21 protein-coding genes are annotated in these 22,653 nt (G+C 54.8%); 8 read left to right on the forward strand and 13 right to left on the reverse strand.

The features are described 5' to 3' along the window. Nucleotides 1–34: 34 nt before the first annotated feature. From PLU01S_RS14720 to PLU01S_RS14745, 6 genes are all read right to left on the reverse strand, one after another. Entirely contained in the window at nucleotides 35–724 is a 690-nt protein-coding gene (locus PLU01S_RS14720; RefSeq protein WP_010797680.1) for a hypothetical protein, read from the reverse strand. Nucleotides 725–834: 110 nt separating this feature from the next. Next, entirely contained in the window at nucleotides 835–1,536 is a 702-nt protein-coding gene (locus tag PLU01S_RS14725; protein ID WP_010797681.1) for an ABC transporter ATP-binding protein, read from the reverse strand. Continuing rightward, nucleotides 1,536–2,303: a high-affinity branched-chain amino acid ABC transporter ATP-binding protein LivG gene (livG, locus tag PLU01S_RS14730; RefSeq protein ID WP_074827509.1), complete on the reverse strand. Its 768-nt coding sequence runs from the start codon at nucleotides 2,301–2,303 to the stop codon at nucleotides 1,536–1,538. Before livG ends, PLU01S_RS14725 begins: the two co-directional genes overlap by 1 nt. Continuing rightward, nucleotides 2,300–3,571: a high-affinity branched-chain amino acid ABC transporter permease LivM gene (locus PLU01S_RS14735; RefSeq protein WP_010797683.1), complete on the reverse strand. Its 1,272-nt coding sequence runs from the start codon at nucleotides 3,569–3,571 to the stop codon at nucleotides 2,300–2,302. The genes livG and PLU01S_RS14735 overlap by 4 nt, the downstream gene beginning before the upstream one ends. Continuing rightward, the gene (gene livH / locus PLU01S_RS14740) at nucleotides 3,568–4,491 is read right to left on the reverse strand and encodes a high-affinity branched-chain amino acid ABC transporter permease LivH (RefSeq protein ID WP_010797684.1); all 924 of its coding nucleotides are present in this window, start codon (nucleotides 4,489–4,491) and stop codon (nucleotides 3,568–3,570) included. Before livH ends, PLU01S_RS14735 begins: the two co-directional genes overlap by 4 nt. Nucleotides 4,492–4,632: 141 nt before the next feature. Next, nucleotides 4,633–5,754 carry a branched-chain amino acid ABC transporter substrate-binding protein gene (locus PLU01S_RS14745; RefSeq protein ID WP_074827508.1) on the reverse strand — a complete coding sequence of 374 codons (1,122 nt, stop codon included), beginning with the start codon at nucleotides 5,752–5,754 and terminating at the stop codon, nucleotides 4,633–4,635. Nucleotides 5,755–6,035: 281 nt separating this feature from the next. On the opposite strand from PLU01S_RS14745, the gene PLU01S_RS14750 reads away from it, so the two are divergent. Next, complete coding sequence (locus PLU01S_RS14750) at nucleotides 6,036–6,350, forward strand: DUF2288 domain-containing protein (RefSeq protein ID WP_074827507.1); 315 nt, start codon at nucleotides 6,036–6,038, stop codon at nucleotides 6,348–6,350. A gap of 15 nt (nucleotides 6,351–6,365) precedes the next feature. On the opposite strand, the gene phnE is transcribed toward PLU01S_RS14750, so the two are convergent. The 5 genes from phnE to PLU01S_RS14775 form a co-directional block, all read right to left on the reverse strand. After that, nucleotides 6,366–7,130 carry a phosphonate ABC transporter, permease protein PhnE gene (gene phnE, locus PLU01S_RS14755; protein WP_074827505.1) on the reverse strand — a complete coding sequence of 255 codons (765 nt, stop codon included), beginning with the start codon at nucleotides 7,128–7,130 and terminating at the stop codon, nucleotides 6,366–6,368. Nucleotides 7,131–7,132: 2 nt separating this feature from the next. After that, a complete protein-coding gene (locus PLU01S_RS14760) occupies nucleotides 7,133–7,954 on the reverse strand; it encodes a PhnE/PtxC family ABC transporter permease (RefSeq protein ID WP_074827503.1) in 822 nt (273 codons plus the stop codon). Beyond that, nucleotides 7,948–8,748, reverse strand: a complete 801-nt coding sequence (locus PLU01S_RS14765) for a phosphonate ABC transporter ATP-binding protein (RefSeq protein WP_019365897.1) — start codon at nucleotides 8,746–8,748, stop codon at nucleotides 7,948–7,950. The genes PLU01S_RS14760 and PLU01S_RS14765 overlap by 7 nt, the downstream gene beginning before the upstream one ends. Further along, nucleotides 8,745–9,593 carry a putative selenate ABC transporter substrate-binding protein gene (locus tag PLU01S_RS14770; protein WP_074827502.1) on the reverse strand — a complete coding sequence of 283 codons (849 nt, stop codon included), beginning with the start codon at nucleotides 9,591–9,593 and terminating at the stop codon, nucleotides 8,745–8,747. Before PLU01S_RS14770 ends, PLU01S_RS14765 begins: the two co-directional genes overlap by 4 nt. A 146-nt stretch (nucleotides 9,594–9,739) precedes the next feature. Then, on the reverse strand, nucleotides 9,740–11,668 hold the full coding sequence (locus tag PLU01S_RS14775; protein ID WP_074827501.1) for a transglycosylase SLT domain-containing protein: 1,929 nt from the start codon (nucleotides 11,666–11,668) through the stop codon (nucleotides 9,740–9,742). A gap of 217 nt (nucleotides 11,669–11,885) precedes the next feature. On the opposite strand from PLU01S_RS14775, the gene PLU01S_RS14780 reads away from it, so the two are divergent. After that, nucleotides 11,886–13,805: an ATP-binding cassette domain-containing protein gene (locus tag PLU01S_RS14780; protein ID WP_074827500.1), complete on the forward strand. Its 1,920-nt coding sequence runs from the start codon at nucleotides 11,886–11,888 to the stop codon at nucleotides 13,803–13,805. Between the two features lie 32 nt (nucleotides 13,806–13,837). Here PLU01S_RS14780 and PLU01S_RS14785 read toward each other — a convergent pair whose 3' ends face one another. Continuing rightward, entirely contained in the window at nucleotides 13,838–14,272 is a 435-nt protein-coding gene (locus PLU01S_RS14785) for a universal stress protein (protein ID WP_074827499.1), read from the reverse strand. Between the two features lie 491 nt (nucleotides 14,273–14,763). Here PLU01S_RS14785 and fadB point away from each other — a divergent pair, with 491 nt between their 5' ends. The 6 genes from fadB to PLU01S_RS14815 all read left to right on the forward strand — a co-directional run bounded on the left by fadB (nucleotide 14,764) and on the right by PLU01S_RS14815 (nucleotide 22,178). Beyond that, nucleotides 14,764–16,911 carry a fatty acid oxidation complex subunit alpha FadB gene (gene fadB, locus PLU01S_RS14790; RefSeq protein ID WP_074827497.1) on the forward strand — a complete coding sequence of 716 codons (2,148 nt, stop codon included), beginning with the start codon at nucleotides 14,764–14,766 and terminating at the stop codon, nucleotides 16,909–16,911. A gap of 27 nt (nucleotides 16,912–16,938) precedes the next feature. Beyond that, complete coding sequence (gene fadA / locus PLU01S_RS14795) at nucleotides 16,939–18,114, forward strand: acetyl-CoA C-acyltransferase FadA (protein WP_074827495.1); 1,176 nt, start codon at nucleotides 16,939–16,941, stop codon at nucleotides 18,112–18,114. A 60-nt stretch (nucleotides 18,115–18,174) separates the two neighbouring features. Beyond that, entirely contained in the window at nucleotides 18,175–18,426 is a 252-nt protein-coding gene (locus tag PLU01S_RS14800) for a DUF1653 domain-containing protein (RefSeq protein WP_010797696.1), read from the forward strand. A 144-nt stretch (nucleotides 18,427–18,570) separates the two neighbouring features. Next, nucleotides 18,571–21,183 (forward strand): type I DNA topoisomerase, encoded by a 2,613-nt coding sequence (gene topA, locus PLU01S_RS14805; RefSeq protein ID WP_074827493.1) that lies wholly within the window; start codon nucleotides 18,571–18,573, stop codon nucleotides 21,181–21,183. Nucleotides 21,184–21,276: 93 nt separating this feature from the next. Next, nucleotides 21,277–21,795, forward strand: a complete 519-nt coding sequence (locus tag PLU01S_RS14810; RefSeq protein WP_074827491.1) for a DUF6586 family protein — start codon at nucleotides 21,277–21,279, stop codon at nucleotides 21,793–21,795. Nucleotides 21,796–21,941: 146 nt separating this feature from the next. Next, complete coding sequence (locus PLU01S_RS14815) at nucleotides 21,942–22,178, forward strand: hypothetical protein (protein ID WP_010797699.1); 237 nt, start codon at nucleotides 21,942–21,944, stop codon at nucleotides 22,176–22,178. Here PLU01S_RS14815 and sulA read toward each other — a convergent pair whose 3' ends face one another. Further along, a complete protein-coding gene (gene sulA / locus PLU01S_RS14820) occupies nucleotides 22,179–22,649 on the reverse strand; it encodes an SOS-induced cell division inhibitor SulA (RefSeq protein ID WP_010797700.1) in 471 nt (156 codons plus the stop codon). Nucleotides 22,650–22,653 lie beyond the last annotated feature (4 nt).

Genomic DNA, 22,653 nt, shown 5'->3' on the forward strand with positions numbered 1-22,653 from the left:
GAGGCTTAGTAACAGCACGCAGGACTGGATTTCTTTAATGGGTGTCAGTAGCACCGCCATAGTGCGCGCAGCCTGACATGCTCTTGCCATTGACACGCAGCTCCGCCTGAAGGGATTGAACCGTACCAGTGCTTTCATCAACACAGCGCTGCGGACTGACCCATAGCTCGACACGCTCGCCGTTGGCTTCGGTAGACAGGCTACGACTACCGTCGGGTAGTTGCTCCTGCAAATATGGAAGAGCCTGCTGGCTGCGATCGGTCGAGGCTATAACCATGCCTTGGCCACTTACTACCACATTCCATTCTGGAGTATGACCGGCTGCGCGAAGCGTCAGGCGCTTGAAATTAGGGTCTGAACAGCCGGGCCCGGTGTACTGCATGCGATACACTTCGGAAACGGCAAATACGCCATCGCTTCCAGCCGGCCCTCCAGATTTCATCTTTCCGCGTAAATCTGCGAATAGGCTGCTGGCACCGCTATCGGCCGTCAACTCATGAGCATCGTTGATAATAGACGTGTTGGCCGCATCGTCTATTTGAAAGTAGCGATGCTCCTGACAGGGGCGAAAGAGTAACTGGTCATTCGCTAACCGCAAATCACCTTGCAGGCGTACGCCTTGAGACGCCTTGGACGAAGCGATGCTATCGCTCGGGGTGCTATGGCAGCCTGCCAGCAACGTGGCCAGCAAGGTCAGGGGCAGCAGCAAGCGTGGCGCTAACATCTAGAGCTCTCCATTGAAACAAGGGTGGCAACGTTACTGAGCTATATCCGTTAGGACAAGGCTGAAATGAACTTGTGCGCTCTTTTTGAACGGAGCGCACAAGCGATCCTTTAGCCTCCCAGGTAGGCCTTGCGTACGTCAGGGTTGGCCAATAGGGCTTCGCCGGTATCCTGCATGACGATATGACCATTTTCTAGAACGTAGCCACGGTCTGCTAGTCTGAGCGCCTGGTTGGCGTTCTGCTCGACCAGAAATACCGTTACGCCATCCTCGCGCAGTTGTTCGATGATATCGAAAATCTGCTGAATGATGATGGGGGCTAAACCCAGTGAGGGCTCGTCAAGCAGCAGGAGACGCGGATGACTCATCATCGCACGACCGATGGCCAGCATCTGTTGCTCCCCACCGGACATCGTGCCTCCGCGCTGGTGATAACGCTCCTTCAAGCGAGGAAACAGGCCAAGAACCTTTTCAAGCTGACGATCATAGTCATGCTTGTCGGTAAAAAAACCGCCCATGGCGAGGTTTTCCTCGACAGTCAGGCGAGCAAAGACGCGGCGACCCTCAGGAACTACGGCGATACCCTTGCGCATGATTTCGGAGGAGTCTTTCCCGACCAGCTCTTCACCTTCGTAACGAATACTACCGCCAGCTGCCTTAGGAGAACCGCATAGCGTCATCAGGAGGGTAGACTTGCCAGCGCCATTGGCGCCGATGAGTGTCACGATCTCCCCTTTGTTGACGGACAGGCTGACCCCATGCAGCGCCTGGATCTTGCCATAGAAAGTCGAAACGTTTTCGAACTGCAGCATCACGCTTCTCCCAAATAGGCTTTGATCACGTCAGGGTTATTACGGATTTGCTCCGGCTTACCATCGGCCAGGGGGGTGCCCTGATTGATAACGACAATATGATCCGAGATGCTCATGACCAGGTGCATGTCGTGCTCAATGAGCAGAACAGTTACGCCATGCTCGTCTCGCAGCAGGGAAATCAGCGCTTTCAGGTCTTCCGTCTCGCGAGGATTAAGGCCAGCGGCAGGTTCATCAAGCATGAGGAGTTGAGGACGTGTCATCATGCAGCGAGCAATCTCAAGACGGCGCTGTTGGCCATAGGCCAGATTGCCGGCAGGTCGGTTGGCGACCTCGGTGAGGTTGACCTGCTCAAGCCAGTGGCGGGCAAAGTCCATGGCTTCAGATTCTGCGCGGCGAAAGTCGGGAGTTTTGAAAAGGCCAGCTAGAAAATTCGTATTCAGATGGCGGTGTTGAGCAACCAGCAGGTTTTCAACCGCTGTCATTTCCTTGAACAACCGAACATTCTGGAAGGTGCGTACGATGCCGCGTCGGGCGATCTGGTGACCCGGCAAGCCATGAATGGGCGTACCTCTAAGTAGAATTTCGCCTCCTGTTGGTTGATAGAAACCGGTCAGGCAGTTGAACACGGTCGTCTTGCCGGCGCCGTTCGGTCCTATCAGGGAAACGACCTGCTTTTCCTCGACGCTGATATTGACGCCATTGACTGCCAAGAGGCCGCCAAAACGCATGGTCAGGTCTTTAGCTTGAAGAATAGGTTGGCTCATTTACGCAGCTCCAAATGGGGGCGCTGCATCGGGAGCAGGCCTTGCGGCCGCCAGATCATCATCAGGACCATCATGGCGCCAAACATCAACATGCGATATTCACTGAACTCACGCATCAGCTCTGGAAGCAGAATCATGACAATGGCTGCCAGAATGACGCCCAATTGTGAGCCCATTCCACCCAGAACAACGATCGCCAAGATGATGGCTGACTCAATGAAGGTGAACGATTCCGGCGACACCAGCCCTTGGCGAGCCGCAAAGAAGCTGCCCGCGAAACCTGCAAAGCAGGCACCCAGCGTAAAAGCGGAGAGTTTGATAAGGGTCGGATTCAAGCCTAATGCACGGCAGGCGATCTCATCTTCACGTAAGGCTTCCCAGGCGCGACCGATGGGCATGCGCAGTAATCGATTGATCACGAAAAGCGTAAGCAGGACGAGCAGTAACGCAACCAGGTAAAGAAAGATCACCTTGTAGTTCGAGTTGTAGGCGATGCCAAAAAACTCATGGAATGTCTGCATGCCTTCAGGGGCACGCCGCTCAAACGTCAGGTTGAATAGCGTAGGCTTGTCGATTCCGCTAATGCCGTTGGGGCCGCCGGTGATGCTGGTAAGGTTGCGTAGCAGAATACGGATGATCTCGCCGAAGCCGAGCGTTACGATGGCGAGATAGTCACCTCGCAGGCGCAGCACGGGAAAGCCCAGCAAAAAGCCGAATAGCGCAGCCATCAAACCGGCAATGGGCAGGCAGATCCAGAATCCAAGGCCGTAATAGTGGGAGAGCAGGGCGTAACTATATGCCCCTACGGCGTAAAAGCCGACGTAGCCCAGATCAAGAAGACCCGCCAGGCCGACCACAATATTCAGACCAAGCCCCAGCATCACATAGATGAGAATCAGCGTAGCGATATCCACGGCCCCCCGTGAGCCGAAGAATGGCCAGACTAGCGCGACAAGAACCAGCCCGAGGATGACCCAGCGTTGAACAGATGGCTCGGTGAGCTGGGCGCCTAGTTTGGTCAGTGGTGAGGTGTGGGTGCCCCTGGTTCGGCGCGGCATGGGAATGCGATCACGTACCAACTGCCATACGAACATAAGGGCGGCCGCCCCAAAAATGATCGTCAGGGTGGTTGGGCTGGCGCCATGGACTTCGAGCCCGATACCCACTGTGGTCAGTTTTAGCCCCAAAACAGGGTAGGCCACTGCGAGTACGAGAAGCGCACTGAAAAAAGCCGTTTTAAGCTGTTTGTTGAAAGGGGTACTGCTCATACTTTTTCTACCTCCGGACGGCCCAGAATGCCGGTCGGCCGGAACAACAAAACGAGGACAAGAAGTGTGAATGCCACGACATCCTTGTACTGATCACCAAAAATATCGGCCCCGAACGCTTCGGCTACCCCTAGCACCAGTCCGCCCAGCATGGCGCCTGGAATACTGCCGATCCCGCCCAGTACTGCGGCAGTAAACGCCTTGATACCTGCCAGAAATCCCAGGCTCGGATTAATGACGCCGTATTGCATACCGAGCAGAACAGCCGCGATGGCTGCCAGGGATGCGCCGATAACAAAGGTCAGGGCGATAATGTTGTTGGTGTTGATGCCAAGCAGGTTGGCCATCTTGATGTCTTCGGCGCAGGCTCGGCAGGCGCGGCCGAGACGCGAACGTGAGATGAACAGTGTCAATCCGAGCATGGCCAGAAACGTGACTACGAAGATCAGAATCTGCATGTACGAAATGACGACTCCACTCATGGCATCATTGCCAAATATGATGTTGCCAGGCAGCAGGCTGGGAATGGCCTTGTCCTTGGAGTCCTGTGCCAATAGCACTTCGTTTTGCAGGAAGATGGACATGCCGATGGCTGAGATCAGCGGAATCAGGCGATTACTGCCACGTAGCGGACGGTAGGCAATACGCTCAATACTGTAGCCATAGGCACTGGCAACAATAATGCTGGCAGCAAAGGCCGCAATCATGATGATCGGCAAACTATGAATGCCCATGAGTGCTAATCCGGCGATGACAATGAAGGCTACATAGGAGCCAATCATGTATACCTCGCCATGGGCGAAGTTGATCATGCCAATAATGCCGTAGACCATTGTGTAACCAATGGCTATCAAGGCGTAGGTGCTGCCAACGGTCAAACCGTTTACCAGCTGTTGAAGATAGTGGTAGAGCTCAGGCATTACTTTCTCCTGAATAGCGGCCACAGTGCTTTTGGCGTCTTGGCACGCCTACTCATTTGGAATGAACAAAGCCCACGGAGGATACCGTGGGCTTTTGAGGACGTTTGCCAGACAACGTGCTGGCAAGTTCCTGCTTAACGGTTACTTGGCTTCGGTCTTGGTGCCGTCGGCGTGCCACTCATAGACGACAAATTCGAAGTTTTTCAGGTCGCCTTTTTCGTCAAACGCCAGGTCGCCTGTAGGTGTGCTGAACGTATTGCTGCGCAGGGCCTCTGCTACAGCATCGGTTTCAGTGTTGCCTGCCTTCTTGATGCCATCAGCAATAACTTGCACGGCTGCGTAGGAGGGGAAGACGAACGGGCCGCTCGGATCCTGCTTCTTGGCTTTGAATGCTTCAACCAGGGCTTTGTTTTTCGGATCCTGATCGAAAGAGCGGGGAAGGGTTACAAGCATGCCCTCTGAGGATTTGCCTGCAATGGCGGAAATTTCAGAGTTACCCACACCTTCCGGCCCCATGAAGCGAACTTTCAAGCCTTTTTCCTGTGACTGGCGCATCAGAAGGCCGAGCTCCGGGTGATAGCCGCCGTAATAGACGAAATCCACACCCGCCTGCTTCAGCTTGGAGATCAGAGAAGAAAAGTCCTTGTCGCCGGCATTGATACCTTCGAATACGGCAACTTTGACATTGGCGCCTTCAAGTGTCTGCTTGACGGCCGTGGCAATGCCTTCACCGTACTGCTGCTTGTCGTGGATGATGGCGACTGTCTTGGGCTTGATATGCTCGGCTATATATTTGCCGGCAGTAGGGCCTTGCATGTTGTCAAGACCAATGGTGCGGAAGATCAGTTTATGTCCGCGTGCCGTGAGATCAGGGCTGGTTGATGCTGGGGTGATCATCAGGATGCCTTCGTCTTCGTAGATATCGGACGCCGGCTGGGTGGAGCTGGAGCACAGGTGGCCAACCACGAATTTCACTTCGTCATTGACGATCTTGTTGGCAACGGCAACCGCTTGCTTGGGGTCACACGCATCGTCGTAGACTACGCCTTCGAGCTGCTGGCCATTGACGCCGCCAGCCTTATTGATTTGCTCGATAGCCATTTTGGCGCCGACAAATTCCATTTCCCCATATTGCGCTACAGGGCCGGTAACCGGGCCGGCCAGAGCGATTTTTATTGTATCGGCAGCGACGCTGTAGCTGGTGAGTCCAGCCAGGGCCATAGCGGCGAATAGTCGGGAAAGACGCTGAGTTGCCTTATTCATAGTGCTCCACTCGAAATGCTTATTGGTTTTGGCAGATCACAAACGTTTATTGCAGTATTTATTCTTATTGCTGGCTTTCTTGTTATGACGATAAATCGGCATCGCAACGTGCGGAGTGTAGAGTGCCGATCACGGAATTGAAAAGTGGCACATCGACTGTATCGATACACTTTGTCGCATCATGTATCGGATACGAGCCGAAACCGGGCTGAAGACATGTCAATCCTGTCGACAATAAGCGACAGCCGCTATCATGTCGCTTTATTTTTAGGGGTGACGTGATGTCCGAAACCAGCACTCTGTACGCTACGCTGTTGGGCCAGACCGCTGAAATCTCATGGCAAGAGTTACAGCCGCACTTTGCCAAGGGTTCGTTGCTTCGGGTGGATGCCGAGATAGACTTGATAGAGGCGGCAGAAGCCATTGTTCAGGACAATACAGGCAAGGTTTCTGCCTGGCTGACGTCCGGGCAAATGGCCAAGGTGGCCGAGGATGAGGCACGGGGTTTTCTGGTAAGCGATCCAGTCTTTTGGGCAGTGGTCGTTGCGCCCTGGGTGCTTATACAGGCTAGAAACGGTAACAGCGGCGAGGCATGAGACCGCCAGGGTGGATCAATGATTGATCCACCGCTGACGGATCCAGGCACTAAAAGCGTCCACCAGCAGTACCAGGGTCAGCATGGCCAGGATAATGGTTGCAGCCTGAGCGAGTTGAAACAGGCTGAGGCTGATTTGAAGCATTTGTCCTAGGCCGCCAGCGCCTACGAATCCCAATATCGTCGCCATGCGGATATTGTTTTCCCAGCGATAGAGAATATAGGCAAGCAGCTGAGGCCAGACGCTTGGCAGAATGCCATAGGCGAAGGCGGCAAGGCGTCCGCCGCCAGCCAGTCTGATCGCATCGCTGGGGGCGGACGGAGTGTTTTCCAGCGCCTCGGCAAACAGGCGACCCAGTACACCCGCCGTATGCAGTGCCAATGCAAGCGTGCCGGCGTTGGGCCCTAGCCCTGCAGCCAGTACCATCAGTGCCGCCCACACCAGTTCCGGGACGGCGCGGAGGGCATTGAGCAAGAACCGCGCAACTGCTTTGAATAGAGTACCGAGTCGGCCTGCCGCAGGCAGGGCCAGTATTATGCCAAACAGGGCTGCCAATAGGGTTCCCATGGCTGACATGGCCAGTGTTTCCAGGCAGGCCCAAGCGATGGCGTATAGGTGACTGCGGGAAAAGTCCGGGGTAAGAAATCCGTTGGCAAATTTTGCCATTTGCGCAAGAGAGGTCCGCGAAAACAGCTCGATAAAATTCGTCTCAAGGTAAGCAAAGGACGAGGCAATGGCGGCTAGTACTACGATAACGGCGGCAAGACCCTTGATTTTCATCGTTACGGCTCTCGCAGCAAGCGGCTGATCAGGTCGGCCAGCATGACCAGTATCAGAAAGGTCAGCATCAGGCTGGCAACTTCTCCGCCAGCAAACATTCGCAGAGACAGATCGACCTGTTGCCCCAGCCCGCCAGCGCCGACAAATCCCATGACGACCGATGCACGGATAGCACACTCCCAGCGGTAGATCGTATAGGAGATCATTTCGCCGCTGGCGGCCGGTAGCAGTCCATATGCGAATGCCTGAAGTCGCGAGCTGCCACCCAAGAGCAATGCTCGCGTCGCGTCAGCAGGTACGGATTCGAAAATCTCAGCGTACACCTTGCCCAGCATGCCACCGTACGTGATGGCAATGGCCAGGACGCCCGCAGTTGGACCCAGGCCTACCGCTCGTACAAATAACAAGGCCCAGACAATTTCAGGAATGCTGCGCAGAATTACAAGAACGATACGTACCGTATTGCGAGTCGCCTGACCCAGCCACGAAGGGCGTCCTTGCCGATGAAGCGCGGAGATGGAAATCGAGCGTGTTGCCAGCAGGGCTGCTGGAAAGGCGATCACCCAGGCGAGCGTCATGCCGGCCGTGGCAATGGCTAGGGTTTCCAGCGTGGCTTTGCCAACTATCGAGAGAAACTCCGAATCGTAGGCTAGCGGCCAGAATCCTGCCAGAAAGCTACCCATGATTCTGGCGTTCTCGCCGGTGAGCAAACCAGGAATATCCAGCTCGGACAGGTGAAGCCCAGGCCAGAGCAGTATGATTGCCAGCAGGCTGATGCCTAGACGAGGCAGGGCAGCAGGATCACGCGAGGGGGCAATCAGCATCGCGGTGGTGTGGCAGGCATGAAATAAACACTGGATGAGTTCTCTGGTGCCAATTGCTCATTGGCATACAACTGCTCCAGATCATCGGAGGTAACGGCTTGCGTTGCTTTGTCGAATACAATAACGCCTTGGCGTAGCCCAATGATTCGCGGAAAGTGTTTGAGCGCCAGCTCTACGCTGTGCAGGCTGGCAATCAGCGTTGCGCTTCGTGTTTCGGCCTCACGAGCGAGAATGGTTAGTGTATGGCTGGCAAGTACCGGATCCATGGCGGAGACAGGCTCATCCGCCAGTATCAGCTCAGGCGCCTGGTATAACACGCGGGCAATGCCGACGCGCTGGAGCTGGCCCCCCGAGAGCTGATCGCAACGCTGATACAGCTTTTCTGACAGGTCCAGCTTTGCCAGAGCCTGTTGGGCGCCCGGACGATCCAGTGGATAGACAAGGCTGACCAGGCTCTTCCATAAAGGCCATTGGCCCAGGCGCCCAGCCAGTACCGCCGTTACGACGCGTTGCCGCGCCGGGAGGGGAGGTGCCTGGTGAATCAGACCGATATGGGCACGAAGTGACTTCAATCGGGACACGCTCAATGACCACGGATCGGTCTGCAATACGGTGAGCTGTCCTGCCGTTGGCTTATGGCTTGTCGCCATCAGGCGGAGCAAGCTGGTCTTGCCTGCTCCAGAAGGGCCAATCAGTGCTACGCGTTCACCTTTGGTGATCTTCAGGTCAAGCTTTGAAAGCGCGCGATGCCCATTGGCGTGAAGAAGCTCCACGCCAGCTAACTGGACGCTCACTTCAACAGACCGGCCGCACGTGCAGAGCCTTCGATGCCCTTATAGTTTTCAGGAGAAGTTTCTACAAAACGACTGGCTGCCTGTAGATCCAGAATGGCTTTGTCTTCAGGCTTCGAAGGATCCAATGCAAGAAAGGCCGCCTTGATTTTGGCCGCCAGTTGCGGATCCAGATTGCCTCTGACGGTCCAGTTGTAATCGTAATAGGGCGGAGTGGTCGCGAAGACCTTGACCTTGCTTGTGTCTACTTTCTTGGCATCAACCAGCTTCTGCCAGACCGAAGCGTTCAAAACGCCTCCATCCACTTTTCCAGCCTGTACCCAGGCGGCAGTTGCATCATGGGCTCCAGAATAGGCTACACGTGAGAAAAACTGCTCCGGTATTATTCCTTCCTGCTGCATGAAGTAACGGGGCATCAGGCTGCCGGAGGTCGAAGAGATCGAGCCAAAGGCGAACGTTTTGCCTTTTAGGTCTTGAACCGATTTGACGTTTGGATCAGCTGTAATGAATTTGCTGGTGAATTTCTGATCTTCTTCCCGTTGTACCAGCGGATTCATGGGAGCTTTGAGTTGGGCCTGGACAAAGGTAAAGCCACCCAACCATGCCATGTCCAGTCTGTCAGAGGCCAGCGCTTCGACCACGCCTGCATAATCGGAGACCGGCACGAAGGTAACAGGCATGCCAATCTGCTTTTCCAGGTACTCTCCCAGCGGTTTGAACTTGCGAAGCAATTCGGTAGGTGCTTCATCCGGGATAGCCGAGACGCGTAGTGCATCTGCTGCCTGGGTAAGAAGGGAAGTGGCGCACAGGGTAAGACCGGCCACGAGGGCCAGGGAACGCTTCAACATGAGTTTCTCCGGTTCAATAGCGGAAAAAATAGAGCCGCGAAGTATACGGAGATTGACGAAATTTCACAGCCGCTTAATGGCACCCTGGTGTGGCGACGTGTAACGAGGCAGGAGCTGCAAAGCTATTGCAGCTCCTGCTTAAGTCATCAAGTTTCGTCAAAGAAGCGTTCGTGCCACTCTACCAGTGGCTGAGGCGTATTGAGTTTTTGGCCGTAGATGACCGCATACGCTAGCACGTTTTGGACATATTGACGGGTTTCGTCAAACGGAATGGTTTCTACCCAGACATCGAACGCCAAGTGCCGGGCGTCCTTCAGCCATCTTTTTACACGTCCGGGACCGGCGTTATAAGCCGCTGAGGCTAGAACACGGTTACCGTTGAATTGTGCATGAACCATGCTCAGGTAAGCGGTGCCCAGCTGGATGTTTGTGTCCGGTTGCAGGGCTGATTGAGGGCTGGCCAATGGAATAGAAAACTTGCTGGCAGTATGTTTTGCCGTCGCAGGCATCAACTGCATCAAGCCCATGGCTCCCACGCCTGAACGGGCATCGGCCATGAAGCCGCTCTCTTGCCGGGTGATAGCGAAGACCCAGCTGCTATGCAAGCCTCGCTGGCGCGCTTCACGAACGAAACTGTCGCGGTAGGCGATAGGGAAGCGGATGTCCAGATCGTCCCAGTACTTGGCTTGGCTAATTGAGCGAATAGCCGGGAAATACCATTGCATGTCGTAGGCCATGCGGGCCTGGGCAACCAATTCGTCCCGGTTGAAGCTGCGGCTGACATGAAACCACTCGCGCCGCGCATTTACAAATTCACCACGTGCATAGAACTCGAGCGCGCGCTGAATACCAGGCGTGGTGCGTACGCGGTTGCGAAGGCTATTGCTCAGTACGAGCGGACGATTGTTCAGCTGATAAGGCGCCTTGATGCGGTCGGCTGCTAGAAAGCCGTAGAAATCGCGCTCACGCGAGACTGGCTGGTAATCAGCCAGTACGCTTGAGCTTTGCGGCTGAGACAGCTCCAAGGTACGGGCGCGCCAGTATTGCCAGCGGTTGGTTTCCAGAAGCGATGGAGGAAACCGCTGGATTAACTGGTAAGTCTCTTTCCAGCGGGCCAGACGCAGTAGAAGGCGCGCACGCCATTCGCTGACCGTGTCATCACGGAGTTCCGGATCGTAACGCTCCATGAGCGGAAGGGCTCGTGGGTCAAAGTTCTTGGCCAGGGTCAGCCCGATCTCACGCGCAATGGATACTTTTTCGTCGCGCGAAAAGGGTAGGCGCTGACTATAGGTATCGAGTAGGCCCAATGCTTTCTCGGGATCCTGTTTGGCAAGGCGTCGCAAACCCAGACCAACCACATCGGCCATGGGCTCGCTGGCAGGTGTGAAGCGCTGCACATCGGCTAGCTGTTGGGGTTTCTGAGCGATATCGCTCATCAGGTTAGCAAGTGAGCCCAGGGTGGGCATCTGCTGTCCCAAATGGGTGACCAGCCCGTAATTACGCGCTTCGGCCGCCAGCTTGGCACGTTTCCAAACCATGCTTTCAGGCATCTGGCCGCGAGCAGCCCAGGCACTGAAAAGGCCATCACAGGCGGCTGGTTGTGACTTGCCTACCAGCCAGAGCTTTTCCGCTGTTTTGAAGGGTTGTGTTGTCTGGCCTTCCTGAATCTGGTGCTGGGCATTCAGGCAATCCAGCTCGGTAAAGTTGAGCTTGGAGTCATAGTAGCGGTCAAAGGTACTCCAATCGCCGCGCTCGGAGAGCCAGCGCAGCCAGCGCAGCTTCATCCAGCTTGCCTGCGGAAGATCGCCATGCTCGGCAAGAAAGGCTTCTATTTCTGTATTGCTGGCGTTCTTGAGGCGTGCGGTCAGCTCGTCATATTGCAGGTAGGGCTCCAGGGGATACCCTTGCAACGCATTGCGTGACTGCAGATAGAGACTGGCATCTCCCTTGGCCAGCGCTGCCTTGGCTTGGTCGTATAGGAGACGTTGTTGCTCAATGGGGGCCGCGTGAGCGGTTTCCAATCCAATGAGAGAAGCAAAGACACAGGTCAACAGCTTGAACAGACGGCCGCGCATGAGATTCCCGGAGAAGACTGCTGGTACATGCGGCTCGGCCGCACAAAGGCGATTACTTTAGCTTGTCGGCCATTACGACGAAAGCGTATGAGCTACCAACGGTCAGGCTAATAATCTTGTCGTCATGTGTACGAAAACATTGAGTGCCGTCGGTAGGAAAGCATGCAGTTCGTACGGATGGGCACTAGAATGCACGTCCTTTTTCTTGGAGATGCCTATGACCTTGCTCAAATTCACCGGCGTATCCCTGGCTTTCGGTGCCATGCCATTGCTGGACGGAGTGTCCTGGCAGATTGCTCGGGGTGAGAGAGTCTGCGTGATCGGGCGCAACGGTACTGGCAAGTCCAGCATGCTGCGCCTGGTCAAGGGCGAGCAGATGCCAGACGATGGCGAGATCTGGCGTGCTCCGGCGCTGAAGATCGGAGAGTTGCCCCAGGAGTTGCCTCGGGCAGATGATCGTACCGTATTCGATGTTGTGGCCGAGGGATTGACTGGCGTAGGGGAGTTGCTGGCGGAGTATCATCGACTGTCCCAGAACATTCACACTGACGAAGACCTGACGCGTCTGATGCGCGTTCAGCAGGATTTGGAAGCCAAGGATGGCTGGCGACTGCAGCAGCTGGTCGAGAGCACGCTGAGCCGCCTTCAGTTGCCTGCAGAAAAGACCCTTGCAGAGCTTTCCGGAGGCTGGCGTCGGCGTGTGCTATTGGCGCAGGCCCTGGTGGCCGAACCTGACTTGCTGTTGCTCGATGAGCCAACCAACCATCTGGATATCGGGGCTATTGCCTGGTTGGAAGAGGCCTTGAGTCAATATCCGGGTGCGATTCTGTTTATCACCCACGACCGAGCCTTCCTGCAAGCCCTGGCGACACGTATTCTTGAGTTGGATCGGGGCCATCTCATCGACTGGCAGGGCGATTACGCCAGTTTTCTGGTGCATAAAGAGCAGCAGCTTGCAGCGGAAGAGACCGCCAACGCACTGTTCGATAAGCGTCTGGCTCAGGAAGAGGTCTGGATTCGTCAAGGCATCAAGGCTCGACGTACCCGCAACGAAGGGCGAGTGCGTGCATTGAAGGCCATGCGCTTTGAACGCAGCGAACGACGCGAACGCCAGGGTAAGGCAAATCTGCAGCTGGAAACCGCCGACAAGTCTGGAAAACAGGTCATTGTTGTCGAGCACGTGGATTACGCCCATCCAGGCAGCGAACCCATTATCCGTGATTTTTCCCTGGTGGTGCAGCGAGGCGACCGGATGGGCTTGTTAGGCCCCAACGGCTCTGGAAAGACAACGCTGCTCAAACTGCTGCTGGGTGACCTTGAGCCGACAGCAGGAAAAATCGTGCATGGCACCAAGCTTGAAGTGGCCTATTTCGATCAGTTGCGACATGCGCTTGAGCCTGAAAAAACCGTCATCGACAATATGGCTGAAGGACGTGAAATCATCACGATCAACGGTCAGGATCGTCATGTCCTCAGTTATCTGGGGGATTTCCTGTTTAGCCCACAGCGTGCCCGGACGCCCGTGAAAGCGCTTTCAGGTGGCGAACGTGCCCGACTGCTGCTAGCGAAGCTGTTCAGCAAGCCGGCCAATCTGCTGGTGCTCGACGAACCTACCAACGATCTGGATGTGGAGACGCTGGAACTGTTGGAAGAAGTGCTTCTGAGCTTTGAGGGCACCGTGCTGATGGTCAGTCACGATCGGGCGTTTCTTGATAACGTCGTAACCAGCACCCTGGTGTTTGAAGGCGAGGGCCTCGTGCGCGAGTACGTCGGAGGCTATCAGGATTGGCTACGTCAAGGTGGATCGCCTCGCTTGTTAGGTGCGACAGGGTCGAAAATGGAGGCCAAGTCGGATGCGGCGGCCACTCAAGCGACGCCCGTAGAAGCATCCAAGGCAGCAGCGCAGCAGGCGCCGGCCCGTAAAAAGCTCAGTTATAAGGATCAACGCGAGCTGGATGCCTTGCCGACACAGATCGAGGCGACGGAAAACGAGCTGGCGAGACTGCAAAGCCAGATTTCCGATCCGGCGTTCTACCAGCAGCCGCTTGAAACGACGCGTGTCGTTGTTGAGCGCTTCGAGGCTTTACAGCGTGAGCTCGATCAGCTGCTGGAGCGATGGGCTGAACTGGAAGAATGAAAAAAGGGCTCCTGAGGGAGCCCTTTTTAGTGTTACCTCCGGGTCAGGGAGACCGCTAAAGTGTCACACGGGGCACCATGTAACAAGTCATTGGCGGTCGAGCCCAGAAGAAGGGCAAGGCCATGGCGGCCGTGGCTGCCTACAACGATCAGATCACAGGCATTTTCGCGAGCAAAGCGGTGGATTTCCTGGCGAGGCTGCCCATAGGCCAACTGGCACTGGCCCTCCAGAAGACTGTATTGCGCAACAAAGCTGTCCAAGCGCTCACGGGACTGTTCGATCTGCTGTTGTTGAAGGGAAGAAAGGTCCATGGGCACGTCACCGCCGAACGCCATAGCCATTGGTTCGACCACATGGACCAGGGAAACCTTGCTTTGGAGGCCGGTAGCCAAGTCGACAGCACGACGGATTACGGCATGGCATTCATCAGTCAGGTCGATGGCTACCAGAATGTGTTTATAAGACATTTTATTTCTCCTCCTTAAGGATGGCGAACATTTCAAGTATGGCCTGTCTGGTGCGGCTCGCACCTGCTATCCAGATACCGTTTGGACCGCATTTCGCGGTACTTGCTCCTTGCTGCGGGTGTTGCGCCTCGCTGTTGTTAACAGATCGCTGCGCCAATTGCACCTATCCTTTGTAGAGATTGACGGTTTTTCCGCTCCATGCCCTCTGGGCTCAATGGGTTGTTATGCCACGTTAACGCATGGGTCGAATTGACATAACGCAGGTTTTGAATGATCGTGTAGGGGCTGTCAAACACTTGTATGAATCAGATGTTTGTCTTGCGGGCCCTGTAGTGCTCGGGCAGAGAAGAGAAGGTTGCCGCAAGGTATAGCTTTCGCGTTTCGCCCGGGCTTAACGAATCCTAGTATCACGCCATGCAGTTGGCTGCCTGCCTGAATGGGCAACAAGGCTTGGATGTGAGTGTTCCGCTTCCACGTATGGAGATCAGTTGATGATTTACGAAGGTAAAGCCATCACGGTTAAGGCTCTAGAAAACGGTATCGCCGAGTTAAAGCTTGATCTTACTGGCGAGTCGGTCAATAAATTTAATCGCCTGACCTTGAACGAGCTGCGCCAGGCTGTCGATGCCCTCAAGGCCGACGCTTCGGTCAAGGCCGTCATTCTCAGTAGCGGAAAGGATGTTTTCCTCGTAGGGGCAGACATCACCGAGTTTGTCGAAAGTTTCCGTATGCCAGACGAGGATCTGCTGGCAGGGAACCTCGAGATCAATCAGATCTTCAATGACTTTGAAGACCTCAACGTCCCTACCGTAGCGGCAATTAACGGCATCGCGCTTGGCGGTGGCCTTGAAATCGCCATGGCTGCCGACTTCCGGGTCATGAGCGAGACCGCAAAGGTTGGTCTGCCAGAAGTAAAACTGGGCATTTATCCCGGTTTTGGCGGGACTGTTCGGTTGCCTCGCCTGATCGGTAGCGACAATGCCATCGAGTGGATTGCTTCGGGCAAGGAGAACTCTGCTGCCGAGGCGCTCAAGGTCGGTGTCGTGGATGCAGTTGTTGCACCCGACAAGTTGCAGGCCGCGGCGTTGGATCTGGCACGTCGAGCCATTTCTGGCGAGCTTGACCACAAGGCCCGTCGTCAGCCCAAGCTTGAAAAGCTCAAGCTAAACCCCATTGAAGCCATGATGGCATTCGAGTCGGCCAAAGGCTACGTTGCAGGTCAGGCGGGTCCGAATTATCCCGCGCCAGTAGAAGCGATCAAGACCATCCAGAAGGCCGCTAATTTCGGACGAGAGAAGGCGCTTGAAGTCGAAGCCAAAGGCTTCGTGAAGCTCGCCAAGACAACTGTTTCGCAAAGCCTGATCGGTCTGTTCCTGAATGATCAGCTGCTCAAGAAAAAGGCTAAGGTTTACGATCAGCAGGCGGGTGAGATCAAACAGGCCAGCGTCTTGGGGGCAGGTATCATGGGCGGTGGTATCGCCTATCAGTCTGCGCTCAAAGGCACGCCGATTCTCATGAAGGATATCCGTGAGGAAGCCATTCAGCTCGGTCTTGATGAAGCGAGCAAGCTTCTCAACAAGCGCGTCGAGAAGGGCCGTCTCGAGCCGGTGAAAATGGCTGAAGCGCTCAATCGTATTCGCCCCACTTTGTCCTATGGCGACTTCAAGTCGGTGGATATCGTGGTTGAGGCTGTTGTTGAGAATCCCAAGATCAAGCAGGCTGTGCTGGCAGAGGTCGAAGATCAGGTTGGTGAAGAAGCCATTCTGGCGTCCAATACCTCGACCATCTCGATCAGCTTGCTTGCACAAGCCCTGAAGCGTCCTGAAAATTTCTGCGGTATGCACTTCTTCAATCCGGTGCACATGATGCCTCTGGTTGAAGTAATCCGCGGCGAAAAGACCAGCGAAAAAACGATTGCGACCACTGTGGCCTATGCCAAAAAAATGGGTAAGAACCCTATCGTGGTCAATGATTGTCCGGGCTTTCTGGTCAATCGGGTGCTGTTCCCTTATTTCGGTGGTTTTGCCGGCCTGATCGGGCAGGGCGCTGATTTCCAGCGTATCGACAAGCTCATGGAAAATTTTGGCTGGCCTATGGGGCCGGCTTACTTGATGGATGTTGTAGGGATGGATACGGCGCATCATGCCCGTGATGTGATGGCGGAAGGCTTCCCTGACCGGATGAAAGAGTCCCGTAAGACCGCTGTTGATGCGCTGTACGAGGCTAAACGTCTTGGACAGAAGAACGGCAAAGGGTTCTATGTGTACGAGACCGATAAAAAGGGCAAGCCAAAGAAAGTCGCTGATGCAGAAACCTACGCCTTGCTCAAGCCTGTCGTGTATGAGCAGCGCGATTTCACGGATGATGAAATCGTTCAGCGCATGATGATTCCGCTGTGCCTGGAAACGGTTCGTTGCCTGGAAGATGGCATTGTCGAGTCGGCTGCAGAGGCGGACATGGGATTGATCTATGGCATTGGCTTCCCTCCCTTCCGAGGCGGTGCACTGCGTTATATCGATTCCCTGGGCGTTGCCGAGTTCGTGGCACTGGCCGGCCAGTATGCAGACCTGGGGCCGCTGTATCACCCGACTGAAAAGCTGCGCGAAATGGCCCGTAACGGCCAGTCCTTCTTTGGTTAACGCAGACAGTACAGAGCGAGAATTCTTATGAGCCTGAATCCAAGAGACGTTGTTATCGTCGACTTTGGCCGCACACCGATGGGTCGCTCCAAGGGTGGCATGCACCGTAATACCCGGGCAGAAAACATGTCTGCCCATCTGATTACCCAGCTTCTGGCACGCAATCCGCAAATCAACCCGGCAGAAGTGGAAGATGTGATCTGGGGGTGCGTAAACCAGACGCTCGAGCAAGGCTGGAACATTGCGCGAATGGCGTCCTTGATGACGCCCATCCCTCATACTAGCGCAGGGCAGACCGTAAGCCGGCTCTGCGGGTCTTCGATGAGCGCACTGCATACAGCGGCGCAGGCCATCATGACCGGTAATGGGGATGTGTTCGTGGTAGGTGGCGTCGAGCATATGGGACATGTCAGCATGATGCATGGCGTTGACCCTAACCCGCATCTGTCGCTTTATGCTGCAAAGGCCTCTGGCATGATGGGGCTCACAGCAGAGCTGCTGGGCAAGATGCACGGCATTACCCGGGAAGCACAGGATAAATTCGGCTACCGTTCGCACCAGTTGGCTTGGAAGGCCACTCAGGAGGGTGCGTTCAAGGATGAAATCATCCCCATGGAAGGACATGATGAAAATGGCTTCCTGAAGATGTTTGACTATGACGAGACTATCCGTCCTGATACAACGGTGGAAGGCCTGGCCGAACTCAGACCTGCGTTTAATCCAAAGGATGGTACAGTAACTGCAGGTACGTCATCCCAGATCACCGACGGCGCCTCCTGTATGATTGTGATGTCCGGTCAGCGGGCAATGGACCTTGGCCTGCAGCCACTGGCACGTATTCGGGCCATGGCGGTTGCTGGCGTAGACCCTGCGATCATGGGCTATGGTCCTGTTCCGGCTACCCAGAAGGCCCTCAAGCGTGCGGGGCTGTCGATGGGCGACATTGACTATGTCGAACTCAATGAGGCTTTCGCAGCCCAAGCATTACCGGTGCTGAAAGACTTCAAGCTCCTCGACAAGATGGACGAAAAGGTCAATCTTCATGGTGGGGCCATCGCGTTAGGTCATCCCTTTGGTTGCTCTGGAGCCCGTATTTCCGGCACGCTATTAAATGTCATGAAACAAAAGGGTGGTGCACTGGGCGTAGCAACCATGTGTATCGGCCTGGGTCAAGGCATTACGACGGTGTTCGAACGCGTCTGAGAATGGCGTTTATGCTACCGAAACCGGGGCCTGGCCCCGGTTTTTCTTTCTGGAGGGAACATGTCCTTACAACCTGGGCTCTATCGGCATTACAAGGGGCAGGAGTACCGTGTCCTGGGCGTAGCCAAACATTCTGAAACGGAAGAGGAGCTTGTTTTTTACCAGGCGTTGTATGGTGAATACGGCCTTTGGGCGCGTCCGCTCAGCATGTTTCTGGAAAGCGTCGAGGTGGACAGCGAGCGTGTTCCCCGCTTTGCTTTAGTAAAGGTTGAGGAGAATCCGTTAGGGCTTGCCGATAACGCGCAGCCTTGACCTTGCTCCAACAGCCACTATATATAGCGGGGCCGTACAGCCACGCTGTCATGGTTCGTCAGTCACTGCCTCACTGCCAAATGTCTGTCAGACTGTCTCGCCTTTCTCTTTACATCTTTTAATAACGCAGGAATCAACCGATACATGGGCAAATCGCTGGTCATCGTGGAATCCCCGGCCAAGGCCAAGACCATCAACAAGTATTTGGGCAACCAGTACGTGGTGAAGTCGAGTATCGGCCATATCCGTGACCTGCCTACCAGTGGGTCGGCAAGCGCGTCAAAAGAGTCCGCCACGAAAGGACGCAAGTCTGCTGCCGAAGCTCCAGCCCTTTCTCCAAAGGAAAAGGCCAAGCGCCAGCTTATCGCTCGCATGGGGGTCGACCCTGAGCATGGCTGGAAGGCGCACTACGAGATCCTGCCTGGAAAGGAAAAGGTGATCGAAGAGCTCAAGCGTCTGGCTAAGGAAGCTGACACTGTTTATCTCGCAACCGACTTGGACCGCGAAGGGGAAGCCATTGCCTGGCATCTTCGTGAGGCCATCGGAGGAGACGAAAGCCGCTTCAAGCGGGTCGTCTTCAACGAAATCACTAAAAAAGCGATTCAGGATGCGTTCTCCAAGCCGGGCGAGCTGGATATCAATCGAGTCAATGCCCAGCAGGCCAGGCGCTTTCTGGACCGTGTAGTAGGCTACATGGTCTCGCCTCTGCTATGGCAGAAGATCGCCCGAGGGCTTTCGGCTGGACGTGTTCAGTCCGTTGCGGTCAAGCTGCTTGTGGAGCGTGAGCGGGAAATTCGTGCTTTCGTCCCTGAAGAGTACTGGGAAGTTCACGCCGATTTGGCGAACCCCAAGAATGCCAAGGCGCGTTTTGAGGTCGTCCGGCAAAACGGCGAAGCATTCAAGCCGTTGAACGAGGCGCAGGCAAGTGCTGCCGTCGAGAAGTTAAAGGCTTCCAGCTACAGCATTAGCAAGCGTGAAGACAAGCCTACCAGCAGCCGACCTTCCGCTCCGTTCATTACATCGACTTTACAACAGGCTGCCAGCAATCGGCTGGGCTTTGGTGTAAAGAAAACCATGATGATGGCCCAGCGTCTTTACGAGGCGGGTTATATCACTTACATGCGTACCGATTCGACGAACCTGTCCAGCGATGCCATTACCATGGCTCGGGCGTTTATCGAAAAGGAATTTGGCGAAAAATACTTGCCGGCCAAGCCTAATTTCTACAGCAGCAAGGAAGGTGCGCAGGAGGCTCACGAAGCAATTCGTCCGTCTGACGTAAACACGCGTCCTGACCAGCTGTCTGGCATGGAGCGAGACGCCGAACGCTTGTACGATTTGATCTGGCGTCAGTTCATTGCCTGTCAGATGCCTCCTGCGGAATATCTTTCTACGACCGTTACGGCAAAGGCCGGTGAGTTTGAGTTGCGCGCCAAAGGGCGAATCCTCAAGTTCGATGGCTTTACCCGAGTTCTGTCGCAACAGAGCAAGCCTGGCGAAGACGACGTACTGCCCGAAATGAACCAGGGCGATGCCATGAAGCTGCTGAAGCTGGATCCCACTCAGCACTTTACCAAGCCGCCGGCACGTTTCTCCGAGGCCAGTTTGGTCAAGGAGCTGGAAAAGCGCGGTATTGGTCGTCCGTCAACCTATGCAGCCATTATTTCCACGATTCAGGATCGCGGCTATGCCACCGTGCATAATCGCCGTTTCTACGCAGAAAAGATGGGTGACATTGTTACTGACCGGCTGGGCGAGAGCTTCTCTGACCTCATGGATTATGGTTTTACCGCCAGCATGGAAGGTGATCTCGATACCGTAGCGCAGGGCGAGCTTGACTGGAAAAACCTGCTGGATGAGTTCTATAGCGATTTCAAGAAAAAGCTAGAAGCCGCTGAGAGCGCTGAAGGAGGAATGCGTGCGAATGTGCCGACTCTCACGGACATCCCTTGTCCGACATGTAGCCGGCCGATGATGATTCGTACCGCTTCAACGGGTGTATTCCTTGGATGCTCGGGTTATAGCCTGCCGCCCAAAGAGCGTTGCAAAGGAACGATCAACCTTGTTCCGGGTGATGAAATTGCTGAGGACGACGAAGGCGAGTCGGAATCGCGTGTGCTGCGTGGCAAGCACCGCTGCGATATTTGCGGAACTGCGATGGATGCTTACCTGATTGACGAGCATCGCAAGCTCCACATCTGTGGCAATAACCCCGATTGCTCGGGTTATGAAGTTGAAACCGGTAACTATCGCATCAAGGGCTATGAAGGGCCTTCACTGGAGTGTGACAAGTGCGGCAGTGAAATGCAGCTCAAGACGGGTCGTTTCGGCAAATTCTTTGGATGTACCAATCCTGAGTGCAAGAATACGCGCAAGCTGCTGAAGAACGGCGAGCCGGCTCCGCCCAAGATGGATGCCATTGCAATGCCTGAGCTCAAGTGCGAGAAAGTCAACGATACGTATGTATTGCGAGATGGAGCTTCAGGTTTATTCCTGGCCGCCAGCCAGTTTCCAAAGAATCGCGAAACTCGCGCACCGTTGGTCAGCGAGCTGTTGCCGCACAAGGATGAAATCGATCCGAAATACCATTATCTATTAAGTGCACCGGCCAAAGACCCGGATGGCCGTTCTGCTGTTATTCGCTTCAGTCGCAAGACGAAGGAGCAATATGTACAGACAGAAGAGAATGGTAAGCCGACCGGTTGGAAAGCCTATTTCGATAATGGGAAGTGGAAGGTAGAAGACAAGCGTAGTTGATGCGCTGTATCTGGTTGCCAGGTCTGCAAGCCTGGCAATTGGTGTCTGTGTAGCGGGGCAGTTGGCACCGCTTTGCCTTGGGAGGATTCAGGCATGTCTCATGAGATCTATACTCGTACCAACCAGAAGTTGTACTTCGCCGGTTTAAGCCTTGAATCGTGGCGCAGGGCGGAGCACGAGCAGAGCATGAATGCCCAGGGGCAGATTCAGGCCGAGCGAGAGGCGACGTTGTTTCATTTGTATGGTGCTGTTTTGGGGTTGTGTCACGAAGTGGCAGGTTATTACCGTCTGCCTAACGCCCAGGCTGCCTCAATCGATCAGTTTTTAAATCCACAAGCTTTGAAAGATTCGCCAAGTCCTGAGTTGGCTGAATTGTTTGAGTTGGCAAGTCATCAGCAAACATGGCTGGCTCAATTGCTGGATGGGTTCTCCGCATTGCAAAAACCACCGCAGCCTATCAAGCAAGCTAAGGTTGATCCTAGTCTGCCGCTGATTGAGTCGGTTACGCTTGATGAAGAGAAGAGGCTGCTGAGCCATACTGAGCTCGAGGCCTGGAGAAAAAACATCAAGGAGTTGGCGCTGCGCTTTCGTGGTTCATTGACCGAATGGTGAGGCACAGACGCCAAAAATGTGTAGATTTTCTTGATTGAAGAGCTGTCTTGCAACATTTTAGTCTTTATTGCATTACGTTAATCGATAGAGCCTAGGGAAGGGCAGGTGCGACTGCTACAATACCAGCGCCTGCTGGAGATGCACATATGTCTACGTCTTATCTTGAAATTGTCGAACTGGCTGATGGCCGTATCGTTCTTCGCCGTGCCGATGGTGAAGAGGCACTGGTGACATTGGAGTTTTCTTCCGATGCAAAGGATTTTCTGCATGGCCAGCAAGTTGAAGTGGCTAAAGCCATGTTCAATTTGGGTGTGCAGATGGCGGGGCGTCTAGCCGAAGGAGATATGATAGAACGCGAAGATACTCCCCGCGTTCTTCATTGATCAGCCCAAGCGAATGTTAAGGCTTTGGGCGTTGCCTGTCTGAGCGGCCAAAGCCAGCTTTTTCTTCTCGGAAGTCTTCATGCCGTGGAGCCAGCTCACCACGGTATGGCTTCTTCCTGAACGTAAGGCTTCACAAGCAAGCTCTAGTGTCTGCATGCTCTGACGCGGTTGCAGCAGCAGGATTCTATTTAGATTCAAATCCCTTGAGCGCAGCCACTTTGTCGTTAGCAGCGTCGGAGGTGCTATCAGTGTCAGCCACCGGGGATCCTGTTCGTCACTCAACTCCCGCAGCATGGGTGCTAGCAAATGCAGGCAATGGTCTTGAGCGCCGTTTAGAGTCACTTCACTAAAGCAATCAGGCAGAGTCGCCGCCTGAATAGGTCCAGCCAAAAAAGGATTGAGCGACGGTTGAACCAGTGCGTCGTGAAACAACGGCAACTGTCCATGATCCGGCGGCAATAAAGATTGCACTGAA

Source organism: Pseudomonas luteola NBRC 103146 (assembly GCF_002091675.1).
Lineage (GTDB): Bacteria > Pseudomonadota > Gammaproteobacteria > Pseudomonadales > Pseudomonadaceae > Chryseomonas > Chryseomonas luteola.